The sequence below is a fragment of the Kitasatospora sp. NPDC053057 genome (assembly GCF_044546945.1).
Classification (GTDB): domain Bacteria; phylum Actinomycetota; class Actinomycetes; order Streptomycetales; family Streptomycetaceae; genus Kitasatospora.
In genome coordinates this window covers 12,027-29,750 of the sequence record NZ_JBITZP010000021.1, presented here as the reverse complement: position 1 = coordinate 29,750, position 17,724 = coordinate 12,027, and the positions used below count along the sequence as shown (strand labels likewise).

General features: G+C 75.2%; 13 protein-coding genes. 10 read left to right on the top strand and 3 right to left on the bottom strand.

Annotated elements, in window-relative coordinates; genetic code table 11:
- Positions 1–27: 27 nt before the first annotated feature.
- A complete protein-coding gene (locus ACIG5E_RS22345; RefSeq protein ID WP_396535832.1) occupies positions 28–1,038 on the bottom strand; it encodes a ScbA/BarX family gamma-butyrolactone biosynthesis protein in 1,011 nt (336 codons plus the stop codon).
- Between the two features lie 452 nt (positions 1,039–1,490).
- On the opposite strand from ACIG5E_RS22345, the gene ACIG5E_RS22340 reads away from it, so the two are divergent.
- A complete protein-coding gene (locus ACIG5E_RS22340) occupies positions 1,491–2,222 on the top strand; it encodes a ScbR family autoregulator-binding transcription factor (RefSeq protein WP_396535830.1) in 732 nt (243 codons plus the stop codon).
- An 894-nt stretch (positions 2,223–3,116) separates the two neighbouring features.
- Positions 3,117–3,257 (top strand): hypothetical protein, encoded by a 141-nt coding sequence (locus ACIG5E_RS22335; protein ID WP_396535828.1) that lies wholly within the window; start codon positions 3,117–3,119, stop codon positions 3,255–3,257.
- Here the strand turns inward: ACIG5E_RS22335 and ACIG5E_RS22330 are convergent.
- Positions 3,244–3,969, bottom strand: coding sequence for a TioE family transcriptional regulator (locus ACIG5E_RS22330; protein ID WP_396535826.1), 726 nt, complete (start codon positions 3,967–3,969; stop codon positions 3,244–3,246). The two genes, ACIG5E_RS22335 and ACIG5E_RS22330, sit on opposite strands and share 14 nt — an antisense overlap.
- 93 nt (positions 3,970–4,062) lie before the next feature.
- Here ACIG5E_RS22330 and ACIG5E_RS22325 point away from each other — a divergent pair, with 93 nt between their 5' ends.
- Positions 4,063–5,208, top strand: coding sequence for an erythromycin esterase family protein (locus tag ACIG5E_RS22325; protein WP_396535824.1), 1,146 nt, complete (start codon positions 4,063–4,065; stop codon positions 5,206–5,208).
- Positions 5,209–5,238: 30 nt separating this feature from the next.
- On the opposite strand, the gene ACIG5E_RS22320 is transcribed toward ACIG5E_RS22325, so the two are convergent.
- Positions 5,239–6,180: a LysR family transcriptional regulator gene (locus ACIG5E_RS22320; RefSeq protein ID WP_396535822.1), complete on the bottom strand. Its 942-nt coding sequence runs from the start codon at positions 6,178–6,180 to the stop codon at positions 5,239–5,241.
- A 72-nt stretch (positions 6,181–6,252) separates the two neighbouring features.
- Between ACIG5E_RS22320 and ACIG5E_RS22315 the strand changes: the two genes are divergently transcribed.
- The 7 genes from ACIG5E_RS22315 (at position 6,253) to ACIG5E_RS22285 (ending at position 17,684) form a co-directional block, all read left to right on the top strand.
- The gene (locus ACIG5E_RS22315; RefSeq protein WP_396535820.1) at positions 6,253–6,900 is read left to right on the top strand and encodes a maleylpyruvate isomerase family mycothiol-dependent enzyme; all 648 of its coding nucleotides are present in this window, start codon (positions 6,253–6,255) and stop codon (positions 6,898–6,900) included.
- A 227-nt stretch (positions 6,901–7,127) separates the two neighbouring features.
- Positions 7,128–8,267: a PP2C family protein-serine/threonine phosphatase gene (locus ACIG5E_RS22310; RefSeq protein ID WP_396535818.1), complete on the top strand. Its 1,140-nt coding sequence runs from the start codon at positions 7,128–7,130 to the stop codon at positions 8,265–8,267.
- A 450-nt stretch (positions 8,268–8,717) separates the two neighbouring features.
- The gene (locus tag ACIG5E_RS22305) at positions 8,718–10,142 is read left to right on the top strand and encodes an MFS transporter (RefSeq protein ID WP_396535816.1); all 1,425 of its coding nucleotides are present in this window, start codon (positions 8,718–8,720) and stop codon (positions 10,140–10,142) included.
- A 41-nt stretch (positions 10,143–10,183) separates the two neighbouring features.
- Positions 10,184–11,443, top strand: coding sequence for a non-ribosomal peptide synthetase (locus ACIG5E_RS22300; RefSeq protein WP_396535814.1), 1,260 nt, complete (start codon positions 10,184–10,186; stop codon positions 11,441–11,443).
- 170 nt (positions 11,444–11,613) lie between these two features.
- Complete coding sequence (locus ACIG5E_RS22295) at positions 11,614–14,703, top strand: amino acid adenylation domain-containing protein (protein ID WP_396535812.1); 3,090 nt, start codon at positions 11,614–11,616, stop codon at positions 14,701–14,703.
- Positions 14,700–15,875, top strand: a complete 1,176-nt coding sequence (locus ACIG5E_RS22290) for an acyl-CoA dehydrogenase family protein (protein WP_396535810.1) — start codon at positions 14,700–14,702, stop codon at positions 15,873–15,875. The genes ACIG5E_RS22295 and ACIG5E_RS22290 overlap by 4 nt, the downstream gene beginning before the upstream one ends.
- Positions 15,876–15,905: 30 nt before the next feature.
- Positions 15,906–17,684 (top strand): amino acid adenylation domain-containing protein, encoded by a 1,779-nt coding sequence (locus tag ACIG5E_RS22285; protein ID WP_396535808.1) that lies wholly within the window; start codon positions 15,906–15,908, stop codon positions 17,682–17,684.
- Positions 17,685–17,724 lie beyond the last annotated feature (40 nt).

Sequence of the window (17,724 nt, the reverse complement as noted above, 5' to 3'; positions counted from 1 at the left end):
GGCCGTACCGGATGTGCGGGGCGCGGATCAGCGCTGGTCGGGATGGCCGGTGAGGACGGTGGTGAAGATCGGCTCGCCGTGCTGGTGCCCGGTCACGGTGGTGATCAGGGCGTCCGGGTCCGCGCCGGGGGTGTGCCGGGCGGTGATGGTGGTGGGCGCGTCGTGTTCGGCGTAGCGGTGGAAGGTGGTGGCCGCGGCGGTCGGGCTGACGGTGATCGGGGCCGTGAGTGCGTTGGTGGCCTGGCGGGCCGCCTCCAGCAGGACCATGCCGGGGATGTGGTCGCCGGCGTGGTCGAAGAGGATCGGGTGCCACGGGTCGGGCGTGAGGTGCCAGGTGCCGGGCGTGCCGGTCGGGGTCAGGACGACGTCGCAGGGGCGCAGTCGGCCGACCCGGGCCGGCGGCAGCGGCTCGCCGGGCACGGCGGTCTCGGACGCGGCGGTCTCGGGTGTGGGTGCGCTCTCGGGGCGCGCCCCGCGCAGCCGGCGGTAGGTGGTGTCGGGAACGGTGGTGAAGCGGGCCTCGCCGGTGGCCGCCAGGTGGGGGCCGCGCCGGATGATCGCGCTGAGAGTGAAATCGACCGTGCTGCGGATGCGGCGCGGCTGGGGGACGAGTGTGGCCTCGATGATGAGGTCGGTGGGCATCGCGCCGATGGACAGCCGGCGGACGTGGGTGACGTAGTCAAGGTTCCACATCATGAACTTGTGGTCGAGCGGGACGCCGAACCGGGTGTGGGCGAGGTAGAGACCGGCCTGCCGGATCGTTTCGGCGGCCAGCATCGGGTCGTGCCGGGTCCCGTCCGGGGTGCTGAAGAAGGTGTGGGCCCGCGGCCATTGGGCGGTGACGGCGAAGGTGGTGTCACCGAGCGCCTCGCTGCCGGTGATGAAGACCTCGGCGTGGCAGGCCCGGTGGACGTACTCCTTGGCAACGGTGCTGGTCAGCCGGGGTGCCGGGGCGGGCGGAAGGACCGGCCCGGGCGCCGCCCCGAGGGTCGCGGAGACCGGGGTGAGGGCAGGGGCGGGGTAGGCGAGCAGGGTCATAGGGAGCGCTCCAAAGGGCCGTGACGGGCGGGGTGGGCTGCTCAGGGCTCGTAAGATACGTACCTACCGGTTTGGTTTTCAAGGCAGCAGGGCGAAGTTCGTCGGCGGTCGAACGCCTCCGGGTCGGCGTCCGGCGCATCGTCCGCGCTCTGCTGGTTGGCGCCGGTGGCCGGTTCATGGCCACTCACCTGCGGAGATCGTGACAGACGGATTGACATGTGCATTATCACAACGGGCGGGTGCGGTGGGCGGACCGATCTGAAGTAGCAGAGGTGGTTCCGATCGTGGTGGCTTCCGTGCGGGGCTCCGTAACCGGACGGCCTCGGACCGTCCACGCGGTTTTTTCCCGCTCGAAGGCGGCTCCACGAGCCCTGGAAGCCAGGGTTATTGGACAGTGGGGCGGTTAAGATACGGGGTGTTTGGTTTTATTTGCCGAGCGTTTCGGGTGGGTGATGGCGGTGGCACGGCAGGAGCGAGCGGTCCGGACGCGGCGGCTGATCCTGGAGGCGGCAGCCTCCGTCTTCGACGAGTACGGGTACGAGGGCGCGACGATCGGTGAGGTGGTCGCGCGCGCGGGGGTCACCCGCGGTGCGGTGTACTTCCACTTCGCGTCCAAGCGGGAGCTCGCCCAGGGCGTCGTGGAGGAACAGTTCGGCCGGGAGGAGATCCCCGAACGGCACTGCAAGCTCCAGGAGTTCGTGGACATGGGGATGCTGGTCGCGCATCTCATGCCGCGCGACCCGCTGTTGAGCGCGGGCGCGCGGCTCTCCCTGGGGCAGGACGTCTTCGGTGACCTCAGCGGCGGTGCCGCGCCGGGGTGGATCCGGCGCTCGGAGGCCGTGCTGGCGGCGGCCGGCGGGCGCGGTGAACTGCTGCCGCACGTGGTGCCCGCCGAGACGGCCTGGCTGGTGACCGGAGCCTGGACGGGCGTGCAGATCCAGTCTCAGAAGATGTCCGGCCGAGCGGACCTGGAGCGCCGGGTCGCCGTGCTCTACCAGCACCTGATGCCGAGCATCGCCGTCCCGGGCGTGCTGGCCACGTTGGACCTGGGCCCGGACCGGGGCGGTCGGGTGGCCGCCGAGCTGGCCGCGGCCCGGGACGCGGGCGGCCGGGCGGAGCCCGTCGACGACGAGGGGGCGGGCGGCGAAGCGGGGGCCATGGCCGGCCGGGCGGCTTCGGCCTGAGGTCACGCGTTCCGGTGCGCTGATTTCGTGGCCGATCGCTCGGTCATAAACAAACAGCGCGTTCGGTCTTATATGGACAAACCGTCTGTCCTGTTTTTGGCGAGGCGCTAGCTAGCCCTGTGGCGCGGCCCCGGCCCCCACTGACTCCCGACCGACCGGTACGAAGTCCGGGTGGCGGGAGGGTGGCGCCGGGTGGAAACGCGTTGGTGGGCGGCGCCCGGGCCACTGGTCGGCGTCACCGGACTGGTGGTCGACGGCTTCGACGTCGGGGGGTTCCTGATCACGTTCCTCGGGGCGTGCGGGGTCGCCCTGGCCGTGCTGCCGAGGATCCCGGCCGTCGCCGAGCGCGTCCGCGCCGCCCAGACGAGGCCGCCTACGTGCTCGCCGACCTGCTGGCCGCGCCCGCCGAGGCCGTCGTCCTGCTGGACCGGCACGGCCGCACCGCCCAGGCCGCCGAACTCGCCGAGGGGCGCGGGCTGGCCGCCGAGCTGGTGGTCCGGCTCCACTGGCGGGCCGGGAGCCGGGAACGGGCAGTGCGGATCGCCCACCGGCGGGACGTCTTCGCCACCGCCGTCGAGCGGCTGACCGAGAGCGACCTGGCGGCCGCCCGTGAGCTGCGCACTGCCTGGGTGGAACACCGCCGCCGGGCGGGCGACCGGCGCGCGCGGTCGAGGCCGCCTGGCCGGACGAGACGCGGCGCGCCGGCGCGCTGCCCGACCTGCGGGAGGCCGCCGAGCTGGGCGGCACGGCCCGCGGGCGCGCGCTGGCCCACCTGCTGGCCCTCGGCGAGGACGTCGCCGGACCCGTGCGTGCGCTGCGCACTGCGGACGCGTCCGGCAGCACCGGCCTGCGGGCCACCGTCGGGGGCGCGTCCGGGCGGCCTTCACCGCCGTCGTGCCCGGCGTGACCGACTCGCTGTTGCAGGTGCACTCTCACGCCGGCGCGGTGACCTGCCGGCACCGCAGCGGGCGGGTGTTCGCCGTCCGGGCGGACGGTTCGGAACTGCCGGCCAACCTGCGGGTCACGGTCGGCTGAAGGTGGTTCCGCTGAAGGTGGTTCCCAGGTAGGCGTCCAGTCGGGCGGCGGCGGTGAGCATCGCCCGGCCGCGGGCGGTGAGGCGGCGCTGCCAGCCGTCGAGGGCCTCGGCCAGGCTGTCCGTCCCGCCCGCTGTGCGGATCTGCTGTACCACGGTGGCGATGTGGGCCAGCGGGTAGCCGCCGCGGCGGAGCAGGTGGGCGAGTTCGGCGTCGCGGGTGTCCTCGGGGCGGTAGAGGCGGTGACCGGTGGCGCGGTCGCGGGGCGGGGCGAGGATGCCGGCGGCCTCCCAGGCGCGCAGGGTGGCCGCGGTGACGCCGAGGCGGTGGGCGAGTTCGCCGATGCTGAGCGGGCCGGGGAGCGCACCGCCCGTCTCGGCGGGGGCCTGTGCGGCGGACAGGTGGTCGACCGCCCGGCGGACGGCGGTGAGCGTCTCCCGGTCGCGCAGCAGCTGGGCGTGGCCCCGGTCGATGGCGGTCAGTGCCTCGTCCGGGCGGTCGGCGTGCACGGCGGTCATGACCAAGCCCGCGAGCGCGTGCCCGTGCGCGGGGACGAGGGCGAGGAAGGCCCGTAGGGCGGCGGCGTGCAGCTCGGTGTAGATCCGGTAGCCGCTGGGGGTGCGCTCGGCGGGCGGGAGGAAGCCGTCGCGTTCGTAGTTGCGCACGGCCTGGGTCGAGATGCCGTGCTCGCGGGCGAGGTCGGCGGGGCGCACGGCGATGTCCTCCTGTTTGAGAGTTCTGGCGGAAATCCTCGGGTGGACTCGGCGAAAGTCTCAACCGATCCTTCAAGGATACGCTTGAGGTCCATGAGCCAGGACATTCGAGATTTCCTCACCCCCTCCTGCGAACTGCTGGCGCTCGGCGAGCCGACGCACCAGGAACCGGCCTTCGGGCGGATCCGCAACCGGCTATTCGCCCGATTGGTCGAGCGGGGCTTCCGCTCGATCGCGCTGGAGACCGACCGGGTGGCCGCGCTCGCCGTGGACGACTACGTCCAGCACGGCGTGGGCACCCTCGACGCGGCACTGGACGGCTTCACCCACGGCTTCGGTGCACAGCCGGGAAATCGCGAACTCGTAGCCTGGATGCGCGAGTTCAACCGCGACCGGGAACCCGCCGAGCGGCTGGCCTTCCACGGCTTCGACATCCCGACCGAGAACACCATGGCCCCCAGCCCGCGCGGCTACCTCGAACACGCCCGCGACTACCTCCAACTCGACCTCGACATCGCCGCGTTGGCCGGGGAGGACGAGCGCTGGAGCCGAGAGCAGGCGGTGCTGGACGCGGCGAGCTCGCCCGGAGAGGCACCGGAGGCCGCCCGGCTGCGCCGCATCGCCGACGACCTGCTGACCCAACTCTACCTTCGGGCAGCCGAGTTGATAGTGGAGAGCTCCCGTACCGAGTGGCTCCGGGCCCGGACGCAGCTGCAGGCCGGGCTCGGGCTGCTGCGCTACCACGCGCAGGCGGCGGTCCAGGGCCTCGGGTTGAGCGACCGGGTGTCCGGCCTGCTCGGGCTGCGGGACGCGCTGATGGCGCAGAACCTGCTGGACATCCGATCGGCCGAGGCCGAGCGCGGGCCGACCCTGGTGTTCGCCCACAACCTGCACCTCCAGCAGGCCCCGAGCGCCTGGGCCGGGGGCGAACTGGACTGCCGCTGGAACGGCGCGGGTCGCATCGTCGGCCCGCTGCTGGGGGAGCGGTACCTGTTCGTCGCCGGCAGCCTCGGGCGCAGCGGAGCGCTGGGGCTGGCCGAGCCGGCTCCGGGGACGTACGAGGCGCTGATGGGGCAGCGGTCGGACGCCGCCTGGGCCCTGGTGAAGCCGCCGACACCCGGCGAGGGTGTGGCCCGTTCGGACACGGCCCCGCAGCACGGGTACTCCTTCGACCGGGCGAGCTTCGCAGGGGCGTCCGCGGTGCTGCACATCGGCGACGGCGCGGCGGCGGCCGCATAGCAACTCGTCACGGGCTCCGGTAGCGGCTCGTCAAAGGCCCGGGTAGGCGGCGAGCAGGTGGGCCAGCAGAGCGGCGGTCGGCGGTGCCGGTGGCCGCCCGGTCGGCCAGACCAGTGCGATCCGCACCCGGGGGACCGGGTCGGTCAGCCGTCGGACCGGCAGTCCGGCGGCGGCCCCCGGATCCGGCAGCACCGCCACGCCCAGCCCGTGCGCGGCGAGTTCGGCCAACTGCGGTGGTGCGGCGGCCTCGACGGCCACGGTCGGGGTCGCCCCCGCCTCGGCGAGGGCCCGCTCCAGCGCCGTCCGCAGACCGGTGCCGCGCGGCGTGCTCACCAGCGCGTGCCCGGCGAGCGCGGCGACCGGCAGCGGGCCGTCCGCAGCGGCGAGCGGATGGTCCGCCGGGCAGAGCGCGACCAGCGGGACCTCCAGTACGGGGTGCATGGCGAGCCCGGACAGTGCCGTCCAGCCGTCGTCGCCCGCCCGCCCGCTCGCGGCGGTTGGCAGTCCGATCACGGCGAGGTCCAGCCGTCCCTCGCGCAGGCAGCCGAGCATCCGGGTGGTGGTGTCCTCGGCGAGCGAGAAGTCGATGCCGGGGTGCTCCTGGCGGAAGGCGGCGAGCGTGGTGGCCAGCCCGGGGAAGGGGCCCAGGGCTGGCGGCGGGGTGAGCGCCGCGCCCGCGACCATGCCGAGCCGCACGCGTCCGCGCCGCAGGCCGTCGAAGTCCTGCGCCGTCCGCCGGGCGGCCGTCGCCGCGGCGAGCGCGGCCCGCGCGTGCGGCAGCACCGCCTCGCCGACCCTGGTCAGCCGCACCGAGCGGCCCGAACGGTCCAGCAGCTGGTGGCCCAACTCCCGTTCCAGCCGGCGGATCTGGGCGCTCACTCCGGGCTGGCTCAGGTGCAGCAGCTCGGCCGCGCGGGTGAAGCTGCCGTGCTGGGCGACGGTGACGAAGTACTGGAGCTGCCGGAGTTCCATAACTGTTGATCATAGGTGGCAGAACCACTCGGTCTTGGACGGGCGGGCGCGCCCGGCCGCAGGCTGGGGAGCATGAACAGTGTGCAGCAGGAGCATGGCATCGGGTGGATCCGCGAGCAGATCGCGGCGGAACGACGGGAACTCGCCGAGGTGTTCGCCGGCCTCACCGCCGAGCAGTGGAACTCGCCCTCGCTGTGCGCGGGTTGGCGGGTCCGCGAGGTGGCCGCGCACATGAGCACCGGCTTCCGGCACTCGACGGCGCGGACGGTCTGGGAGCTCACCCGCTCCGGCGGCAACGTCCACCGGATGGCCGACCGGATCGCCCGCCGCGACGCCGCCGCTCTCAGCGAAGCCCGGCTCGCCGCCGCCCTGGCCGAGCACGCCGACCACCCCTGGCGGCCCCCGGCCGGCGGCCGGATTGCCGCCCTCGCCCACGACGCCGTCCACGGCCTCGACGTCACCGTCGCCCTCGGCCTGCCCCCGCGCCTCCCACTGCCCCGGGCCGCCGCCCTACTGGGCGCGGTCTCGCCCCGCAGCCTGCGCTTCTTCGGCGCCCGGCTGGAGGGCGTGCGGCTGCGGGCCACGGACACGGGCTGGTCGTACGGGCAGGGGCCGCTGCCGGTGGAGGGGTGCGCGGCGCACCTGCTGCTGGTGGCCTACGGGCGGCGGGTTCCGGCAGGGTTGCTGTCGGGGCGGGGGGCGGATCGGTTCACGCGCTGACGCGCTGCGATGGCGGCAGGCAAGCCCGGTACGGCGGAGGTGCCGGCTCCACTGAGCGGGTTCACCCCGATCGCGACGAGCGGAATGAGGACCGGGCCTCGGCGGGACTCGGTGAGTGCCTCCCGGGAGCCGCCTTCCCAGCCCCACCACCCTGCGCCCCGCCGCCGCCGGTGCCTACGATCGAAAGAGCCTCCTGCTGGGTGCATGAGACGGAAGCCAGGTGGCCGATGGCCCCGAAGTCCGTGCAGTGGCCGCCGTACGTGCGGATCGCGCCGTGGTTGCTGATCATCGGTGGGCTGGTGTGGAACTCGCTGGATCCGGCCGACTACTGGGGCGATCCGCTGCTGGCGGCGGCCGCCGTGCTGTCCGGAGCGCTGCTGACGCTGCGCGACACCGTCGCCGTCGGGGTGGCGAATGTGACCGGGATCCTGGTGCTGTCCCTGCGGGACGGGTCGGCCGGGACCCAGGACGGCTACCTGGAGCTGGTGAACACCGCCTTCACCGCCCTGCTCGGGGTCGGGGTGAACCGGGTGGTGGCCCGGCACGGGCGCAGGCTGGCGCGGGTGCGGTCGGTGGCGGAGGCGGCGCAGCGGGCGGTGCTGCCGGAGCCGCCGGGGCGGGTGGCGGGGCTGGAGGTCGCGGCCTGCTACCGGGCTGCCCAGGACGAGGCGCTCATCGGCGGGGACGCGTACGCGCTGCAGGCCACTCCGTACGGTGTGCGGGTGCTGATCGCGGACGTGCGGGGCAAGGGGCTGCACGCCGTGGGGGCGGTGTCGGTGCTGCTCGGGGCGTTCCGGGAGGACGCGCACCGGGAGCCGGACCTCGCCGCACTCGCGGACGCGCTGGAGCGCACGCTGGTCCGGGAGAGCGTCGCGCTGGGTGAGGAACTGCGGCTGGAGGGGTTCATCACGGCGCTGCTGGTGGAGTTCCCGCCGGGGGAGGCCGTCGCGCGGACCCTGGACTGCGGCCACCCCGGGCCGTACCTGCTGGGCGCGGGCGGGCCGACGGTGAGCCGGTGGGACGCGGCCGATCCGGGGCTGCCGCTGGGCATGGGCGTGCTGGGGGTGGCGCGGCCGGAGGTGGAGACCAGGGCCTTCCCGTCCGGCTGCACGCTGCTCCTGGTGACCGACGGGGTGACCGAGGCGCGGGACGCGGCGGGGGAGTTCTACGACCCGGTGCGCGGGCTGGCTCCGCTCGGGCCGTTCGCCGGGGCGCGGGAGGCGGTGGACGCGCTGGTGGCGGATGTGGCCCGGTGGACGGGCGGGCCGCGCGACGACGACATGGCGGTGCTCGCGGTGACCCGGCGCGGGGCTGAGACAGGTGCCGAAACAGGGGCCGAAACCGGGGCGGGAACAGGGGCCGGATGAGGGGCGGGGCCAGGGGCGGGGCCAGGGGCGGGGCCAGCCGGACCAGAGGTCGGGGGAGCGGCCGCGGCCGACGGGTAGCGCGCCCCCGGGTGGCCGGTCACGGCTCTGGACGGTCACGCCGATATCACGGTGGGGTTACGGAAGCTGCCTACTTCATGGATTCCGGCCAAGTTGAGCGGCGAACTCCGGTGGCCGGAAAGCGAGTGTCCGAATATCGGACGACGAAATGGACTCCCTGGTCGGGAGCCCGTCCGGGTGCCCGGGTGGGCCGTGATGCCTTGGCCGACGGGCGGTGACGGCCGCGCGCCGGATCGTAGCCGGGGCATAAGGGCTCGTAGGGGAGGCGCACGGGTCGGTCACGGCAGTGGCGGGATCCGGCCGACCCGCGCTTCGTCCGGAAACGGACCAGGTGCTTGCCCAGTGTCGAATGTGTGACCGAGAGTCGCATTGATGAACGAGAAGCCTCACCCCCGCCAGGCCCGTCTGTTCGGCCACCGCGACTTCCGGCTCCTGCTGACCGGAGCCGCGGCGGCCCAGACGGGCAGTCAGGTCACCCTGGTCGCCCTGCCGCTGGTGGCGGTGGTGGTGCTCGACGCCACCCCGTTCGAGGTCGGTCTGCTCACCGCCGCCGAGACCGCCGCGTTCCTGCTGGTCGGGCTGCCGGCCGGCGCCTGGCTGGACCGGATGCGCAAGCTCCCGGTGCTGATCCGCGCCGATGTGGTGCGCTGCCTCGCGGTGGGCTCGATCCCGCCGGCGGCGGCGTTCGGGGTGCTGACCATGCCCCAGCTCTATCTGGTCGCGCTGGTCACCGGGGTTGCCACGGTCTTCTTCGACGTGGCCCACCAGTCCTTCCTGCCCGCCGTCCTGCCGCGCGAACAACTGGTCGCCGGAAACGGCGCTTTGGAGACGGTCCGCTCCTCGGCGCAGATCGCCGGGCCGGGCCTGGGCGGTGGGCTGGTCCAGCTGCTCGGCGCGCCGATCGCCATCGTCGCCGACGCCTGCGGCTACCTCGCCTCGGCGCTGCTGCTCGCCCGGATCCGGGTCGAGGAGCCGCGGCCGGAGCCGGAGCCAGGGCGCTCGCTGCGCGCCGAGGTGGCCGAGGGCGTGCGCTTTGTGCTCGGCCACCCGCTGCTGCGGGCCATTGCCGCGGCCACCGCCACGTCCAACCTGTTCTCCGCCGTGCTGATGGCCGTCCAGACGGTGTTCTGGGTCCGGGTGCTCGACCTGTCGCCCGGGGCGATCGGCGCCCTGCTGTCGGCCTCCGCCGTCGGCGGGCTGGCGGGCGCGCTCTGCGCGGGGCAGCTGTCCCGCTGGGTCGGGCAGGCCCGGCTGATCTGGCTGGCCACCGTGGTGACCGCGCCCTTCGCGGTGCTGTGGCCGCTGTCCGGCGGCGCGGCGGGCGCCCTGCTGTTCGGCCTCGCCTCGGGCGTGGTGCTGTTCGGCGCGGTGGCCTACAACGTCGCGCAGGTGAGCTTCCGGCAGAGCGTCTGCCCGCCCGAGCTGCTCGGCCGGATGAACGCCACCATGCGCTTCCTGGTGTGGGGCACCATGCCGATCGGCGCGCTCGGCGGCGGGCTCGTCGCCGACTGGGCCGGCCCGCGCGCCGCCCTGTGGCTGTGCGCGGCGGGCTTCCTGCTGGTGCCGGTGCCGCTGCTGCTGTCGCCGCTGCGGGGGATGCGCGAGCTGCCCACGGCGCCGACGGGGCCCCGGGCCGTGGACACCGCGGACGGCCGACCCGGCGCGGACGGCCAGAACGCCCGGGAGGCCCAGACCGCCCGGGAGGCCCAGACCGCCCGCGAGGCCCAGGACGCCGCCGAGGACGTCCAGGACGCCCAGGACGCCGAGCACCCCTCCGCGTGCCCCACCGCCCCCTGACCCCCTGACCCGAGCCGACACCGGAAACCGGAGACCGTTCCGTGCACGCCAGCATCACCGCCGCCTACCTCGCCCGGTACCGCTCCGCCGCCGCCGAATCCCCGGTGGAGCTGCTCCCGCTGACCGGCGCCCAGCGGCGGTTCCTGATCACCCGCCGGCTCGCGCCGCAGACCCGATCCGACCTCGCCCCGCTGTTCTTCGTCTTCCCGGGTGGCACCCTCGACCTCGACCGGCTGGGCCGCGCGGCCGCCGCCGTCGCGGCCGGCCACCCGGCGCTGTGCGGCGCCTTCGCGACCGTACGCGGCACACCCGTGCTGCGCACCGGCGGCCCCTCGGTCGAGGTCGCCCGGGTCGCCGCGGCCGCTGGCGGCGGCGCCGAGGGCGCGCTGCGCGAAGCGCTGCTGGACTGGCCCCTGGACGGGCCCGCGCTGCGCCTGCTGGTGGCCCGGGAGCCCGACGGCGGCGAGGAGTTGCTCGCCCTCGCGCTGGACCACGCGGCCTGCGACGAGCAGTCGATCGGGGCGCTCGTCGGCGAGCTCACCGACGCCTACCGGCGGGACGACCCGCCCGCCTCCGCCCCCGGCCCGCAGGCCGTCGCCGCCTTCCGGGAGGCCGTCGAACTCCAGCTGGCCGCCGAGGAGGCCGCCGCCGGGCCCGCCGCGCGCGCCCACTGGGGGCGCCGGCTCGGCGCCCTGACCGGGGCGGGCGGCGGCGCCGCGAAGACCGCCGGCCTGCTCACCGAGCGGCTGCCCGCCGTCGAGAGCGGCGCCCGCAGCGCCCTCTTCCCCGCCCTGCTGGACGCCGTCGGCGCCGCCGCCCGGCGGCTGCACCGCACGGACGGCCCGCTCGCCCTCGGCTACCCCTGGGGCGGCCGCCCGCCCGGCGCGCCCGCCGCGCTCGGCTGCTTCCTCAACACCCTGGTCCACGCCGTGCCTCCGCAACCCGCCGCCGACCTGGAGGCGCTCTGCGACGACTGGTGGGACGACCTCGACCACGCCGGCACCCCCTTCGACGAGGTGGTCCGGGCCGCCCGGGCCGCCGGATCCCCCTGGTCGGGCGCGCTGGACGCGATGCTCACCTTCGAGGACCTCCAGCGCCGCCCGTCCCTGTTGCTCGGCGGCGTGCCCGGCCGGGAGGTCCACCTCGCCGGTCGCCCGCTCGCGGCGCCGCTGGCCGTCTCCGCCTCCCACGGCGACGACCTGACGGTGCACCTCGCCTGGGACAGCGAGCGCTTCCCGGTCGCCGACGCCGAGGCCGCCTTCGGCGACCTGCTCGCCGTGCTGCGCCGCCACCTCGCCTAGACCCCGGCCCGCTCAGGGCCCCCGGCCTCTCAGACCACACTTCCCGAGGACCCCGGGTCGCACCCTCACCCCGGTGCGGCCCGGATCCCCCCGGCCGTACCCGGGACCACCCCCACCCCCGCACCCGGCCACCGCAGTGCCAACACGCCCACCACACAAGGGAATCATCCATGTTCGCACTCTCTCCCTCGCAGGAGATCGTCTGGCTGCACGAGCAGATGCAGCCGGGCAGTCGCGCCTACAACTTCACCGGTGTCCTCGACCTGTGGGGCACCCTCGACCGGGACGCCCTGCACACCGGGCTCGCCGCCGTCCTGGCCCAGCACCCGGGCCTGCGGCTGGAGTTGGTGCCCCGGCCGGAGGGCATCCCCGGGCAGCGGGTCGCCGAGGACTGTCAACCCGTGCTGCGGCACAGCGACTTCACCGCCGAGTCGGACCCGGAGGCCGTCTTCCGCCGGCTGCTCGCCGCCGAGGCCGAGGAGCCGCTGGACACCGAGCGGGCGCCGCTGCTGCGCTGGCACCTGGTCCGCCTCGCCGAGGACCACCACCGGCTGATCCACGTCGAGCACCACCTCGTCCACGACGGCCACTCCTTCGCGATCTTCCTGCGCGACCTGTTCACCGTCTACCGCGCCCGCGTCCTCGACCAGCCCTACGAGCTGGCCACCGCCCCCTCCTACGAGCAGCACGCCCGCACCGAGGCCGACCCGCAGGCCCGCGAGCGCGCCCTCGCCTTCTGGACCAGGGAGCTGACCGACGCCCCGCGCGAGGTCACCCTGCCCGGGCTGGCCCGGCCGGGCGTCGAGCGCCGCCACCGCGGCGGGCAGCTGCGCCAGTCGATCGGCGCCGACCTCGCCGAGCGGCTGCGCGAACGCAGCAAGGCCGACGGCCACACCCCGTTCAGCACCCTGCTCGCCCTGTTCGCCGAGCTGCTGCGCCGGCACAGCGGCCACCGCGAGGTGACCGTCGGCACCGCCGTCGGCAACCGCCCGGAGGGCTTCGAGGGCACCGTCGGCATGTTCGTCAACACCGTGCCGCTGCGCCTGCGGCTCGACCCGACCGCCTCCGGCACCGACGCCGTGGACGAGGTGACCGACGTCCTGATGCGCGCCCTGCCGTACCAGGACCTGCCGGTGCAGGAGCTGACCCGCCGGCTCGGGCTGCACACCGGCGGCGCCGACAACCCGCTGTTCAACGTGATGTTCAGCGCCCACGACGCCTCGCTGCCCGACGTCCAGGCGCCCGGCCTCGACGTCTCGCTGTACGAGGGCTTCAACACCGGCACCACCCGCTTCGACCTCGACCTGGTGCTGCTGCCCGACGACCGCCGGGTGGTCGGCGAGAAGCACGGCGCCGCCGGGATGACCCTGATCTGGGACTACGACGCCGACCTGTTCGGCGAGACCGAGGCCGTGCTGCTCTCCGAGCGCCTGCTGGAGCTGCTGCGCCGCTACCTCGACCGGCCCGAGGCGGTGCTCGCCGAGCTGGCCCCCGCGCCGCAGGCCGAGCCGGCCGCCCCGGTCACCCCGGCCGGACTCGACCCGGCCGCCGCCCAGGACCCGACCGCGCTCGCCCTGCTGGCCGGCACCGAGCGGGTCACCTACGGCGAACTCGACCGCCGGGTCGGCGAGTTGGTCGACCGGATGCGCGCCGCCGGGGTCACCGCCGGCCAGCCGGTGGCCGCCGTGCTGCCGCGCGGCACCGACAGCGTGGTCACCCTGCTGGCCTGCCTGCGCCTCGGCGCCGTCTACGCGCCGCTGTCCACCGAGGACCCGGCCGCCCGGCTCGGCCTGCTGCTGGAGCGGCTCGCCCCCGCGCTCGTCCTCGCCACCCGGCAGAGCGCGCTCGCCCTGCCCGCCGAGGGCGTCACCCCGGCGCTGCTGGACGGCCCCGCCTTCCCGAAGGCCGAGCCCGCCGCCGTCCTGGACGGCGCCGCGTACATCATCCACACCTCCGGCTCCACCGGCGTGCCCAAGCCCGTCCTGGTCGGCCGCGAGGCGCTCGCCGGGTACGTCGCCGCGATCACCGCCCGCTACGAACTCACCTCCGCCGACCGGGTCCTGCTGTTCGCCCGGCCGTCCTTCGACGTGGCACTGGAGGAGGTGCTGCCCGCCCTCGCGGCCGGCGCCGCCCTGGTGGTGCCGCAGCGCGAGGTGCCCACCGGCCCGGAGCTGGTGGCCGTGCTCGCCGCCCGCGGCGTCACCGTCGCCAACCTGCCCACCAGCTACCTGCTCGCCGTCCGCGAGGACCTGCGAGAGGCGCTGCGCGACGGCCGCTGGACGCCCCGGCTGCTCGTCCTCGGCGGCGAACGGCTGCCCGCCCGGGCACTGGCCGGACTGACCGAGGCCACCACCGTGCTCAACGCGTACGGCGTCACCGAGGCCACCGTCACCTCCACCGTGCACCAGGTCAGCGCGGCCGACGTCACCGAGGACGGCGAGATCCCGCTCGGCACCGAACTCGACGGCGTGCGCCTGCACGTCCTGGACGAGACGCTGCGCCCGCTCCCGTACGGCTGCGTCGGCGAACTCGCCGTCAGCGGCGACCTGTTGGCCGAGGGCTACGCCGGCCTGCCGGAGCCCACCGCGGCCCGCTTCAGCACCGTCCCCGCGCTCGGCGGCCTGCGGGTCTACCGCACCGGCGACCGCGGCTACCGCGACACCGAGGGCCGACTGCGCTTCCTCGGCCGCGCCGACAACCAGGTCAAGCTGCGCGGCCACCGGATCGAGCTGGAGGAGATCGAGGCCGCCGCCTCCGCCGAACTCGGCGGCCGCTCCTGCGCGGTGGTGCTGCACACCGACCCGCAGACCGGCCCCCGCCTGCTCGGCTTCCTGGAGGGCGCCGAGCGCCCCGACCAGGCCGCCCTGCACACCGCGCTCGCCCGCCGGCTGCCCGGCGGACTCGTCCCGGCGAGCTGGACGGCCGTCGCCGCGATGCCCACCCTGCCCGGCGGCAAGCCCGACCGCGCCGCCCTCGCCCGGCTGGCCGAGGCGACCCCGCAGGAGGAGCCGGAGAGCGCGCCCAGCACCTTCGCCGACCCCGGCCAGGAGCTGATCGCCGCCGCCTGGCGCGAGGTGCTCGGCCACGACCGCTTCACCGCGGACTCGCACTTCTTCGAGGTCGGTGGCCACTCGCTGCTCGCCGCCCAGCTCGCCGCCTACCTGGAACCGCACCTGGGCAGCCGCCCGCCGCTGCGCACCCTGTTCCGCCACGCCGTGCTGGCCGACCAGGCCCGCGTCCTCGCCGGAGATGCCAAGTGACCGCGCCCTCCGCCGTCCTGGAGGACGGCCACCGCGAACTCGTCGACGCCTTCGAGAGCTTCATCCGCCGCGAACTCGTGCCGCTCGCCGCCGAGCTGCCCGAGACCGCCGACCAGGTCCCGACCGACCTGCGGGCCTACGTCCGCAAGCGCTCCGCCGCGCTCGGCTTCTACGCCGGCGACTACCCGGAGGAACTCGGCGGCGCCGACATGCCGTTCACCGCCGTCGTGCTGCTGCACCACGCCGCCGGGCGCAGCGGCTGCGTGCTCGCCCCGTACGCGCTGGCCGGCTCCGACGGCCCCAGCCCGCTGCTGCGGCACGGCACCCCCGAGCAGGTCGAGCGCCACCTCGTCCCGCTGGTGCGCGGCGAGCAGACCCGCTGCCTGGCGCTCACCGAGCCGCAGGCCGGCTCGGACGCGTTCCACCTCACCACCACCGCCGTGCGCACCGGCGACACCTGGGTGCTGAACGGGCGCAAGACCTTCGTCAGCAACGCCGAACACGCCGGGATCGCCCTGGTGGTCGCCGCCACCGACCTCGGCGAGGGCGCCGGGCCGACCACCGGGGCCACCGCCTTCGTGCTGCCGATGGACCAGCCCGGCCTGCGGATCGGCCAGCGGTACGAGGGGATGTCCGGCGAGCCGCTGTTCGAGCTGCTGCTCGACCAGGTCACCGTCGGCCCGGAGGCCGTCATCGGCGGCGAGGAGGGCATCGGGGCGGCCACCGCCCTCGCCATGGACAGCCTCTCCCGCGGCCGCCTGGTGGTCGCCGCGATGTGCAACGGCATCGCCGAGTACGCGCTGAAGGCCGGCGTCGAGTACGCCCGCGAGCGGCGCGCCTTCGGCAAGGTCATCGGCGAGTACCAGCACGTCCAGGAGCACCTGGTGACCACGCGCGCCGAGGTGGAGTCCTCCAAGCTGCTCACCCTCGCCTGCGCCCGGCTGGTCGACGAGGGCACCGAGTCGCCCGAGAACGCGGCGCTCGCCAAGCTCACCGCCTCCGAGACCGCCGTCCGCGCGGTGGACCGCTCGCTCCAGGTGCACGGCGCCACCGGCTGGGTGCGCGGCCACCCGCTGGAATTCCTGTACCGCTACGTCCGGATGACCACGATCATCGAAGGGACCTCCGAGGTCCAGAAAGTGATCATCGCCCGCTCCATGGGCCTGAACTGACGGTTATTACGCACGCATCTGGAGACGATGATGGAATCCCTGAGCATCGGGTACGGCCGTCCGCACCAGGACGGCGCGGTCCTCGACCTGTTCACCGGCTGGGCGCACCGCACCCCGCAGGCGCCCGCCCTGATCGACGGTGAGCACACCCACAGCTACGCCGAACTCGACCGCCTCGCCGACACCGTCGCCGAGGCCCTGCGCGGCAAGGTCGGCGAGGGCGACCTGGTCGGCGTCTGCCTCGGCCACTCGGTGGAACTGGTCGCCGTCACCCTGGCGATAGCCAAGCTCGGCGCCGTCCACCTGCCGCTCGGCCCGCGCCCCGGCGAGAAGCGCCTGCAGGCCGTCGCCGAGCAGCTGCGCCCGGTCTGCCTGGTCGGCGAGGCCGCCGTGCTGCCCTCCGGCGGCGAGCGGCTGGAGCTGGACCTGCCCACGGGCGGCGTGCTGGCCGCCCTGACGCCCGGCGAGCAGGTCAGCGTGCCCGTCGGCACCTACTACGCCGTCCTCACCTCCGGCTCCACCGGCACCCCCAAGGCCGTCGCCGTCACCGAACCGGCGCTCGGCGCGCTGCTGCAGTGGTACCGCGAGCTGACCGGCCTCGGCCCCGGCGAGCGGCACAGTCTGCTGATCGGCGTGTCCTTCGACCCGCACCTCCTGGAACTGTGGGCGGCCCTCGCCTCCGGCGCGACGCTGGTCGTCGCCCCCGAGGACGTCCGCTGGGACTCCGGCGCGCTCACCGACTGGTGGCGCGAGGCCGGCATCACGACCTGCCTGCTGCCCACCCCGCTGGCCGAGCCGATCCTGGCCCGGCCCTGGCCGGCCGGGCTGGCGCTGCGCCACCTGTTCATCGGCGGCGACCGGCTGCGCCGCGCCGCCGGGCCGGAGGTCACGGCGACCGTCCACAACGGCTACGGCCCGGCCGAGGCGACCGTCGTCACCACCGTGCACACCATGGCCCCCGGCGGCGACCACGGCGCCGGCGCGCCGCCGATCGGACTGCCGATCCCCGGCGCCGTCGTGCTGGTCAGCGACGAGCAGGGCCGCCCGGTGCCCAGAGGCACGGCCGGCGAACTGCGGATCGGCGGCCGGGGCCTGGCCGCCGGGTACCTAGACCCCGAGCTGACCGCCCGCCGCTTCGTCGAGGTGCCGCCCGGCGTGGACGGCACCGACCGGGTCTACCGCACCGGCGACCGGGTGGTGATGCGCGCCGACGGCGTGCTGGAGTTCCACGGGCGCCTGGACGACCAGGTCAAGGTCAGCGGGGTGCGGATCGAACCAGCCGAGGTCGAGGCCGCCTTCGAACGCGACCCCCGGGTGCGCCGGGCCGTGGTCGCCGCCGAGACGGCCGCCGCCGGCGGCGTACGGCTGCTCGCCTTCGTGCAGACCGAGGAGGACGCCGAACCCGCGAGCCTGCTGGACGCCGTCCGGCCCTGGCTGCCCGAGCAGGCCGTGCCGTCCACCGTGCGGCTGGTCGAGCACTACCCGCTGGACGCCAACGGCAAGGTGGACCGCGCGGCGCTGCTCGCCGCCGCGCCGCCGGCCCCGGTGGCGGCCGTCGAGGACGGGGACACCCCGGTCGAGCGCACCGTGCTGAAGCTCTGCCGCGAGCTGATCGGCCGTGCCGAGCTCGGCCCGGAGTCCAACTTCCTGGACTCGGGCGGAAATTCGCTCGCCGCCGCCCGACTGCTGGAGGCCCTGGAAGGGGAGTACGGCGTGCGGCTGCGCGCCCCCCTGGTGCTGCGCCAGCCCGACCTGCGGGCGATCGCGAAGCTGGTCGAGGAGCGGATGCCCAGCGCCGCGCTCAGCTGACCCGCAGTACCTCCTGTCCTGAACAGCGGCGCCCCGGCCT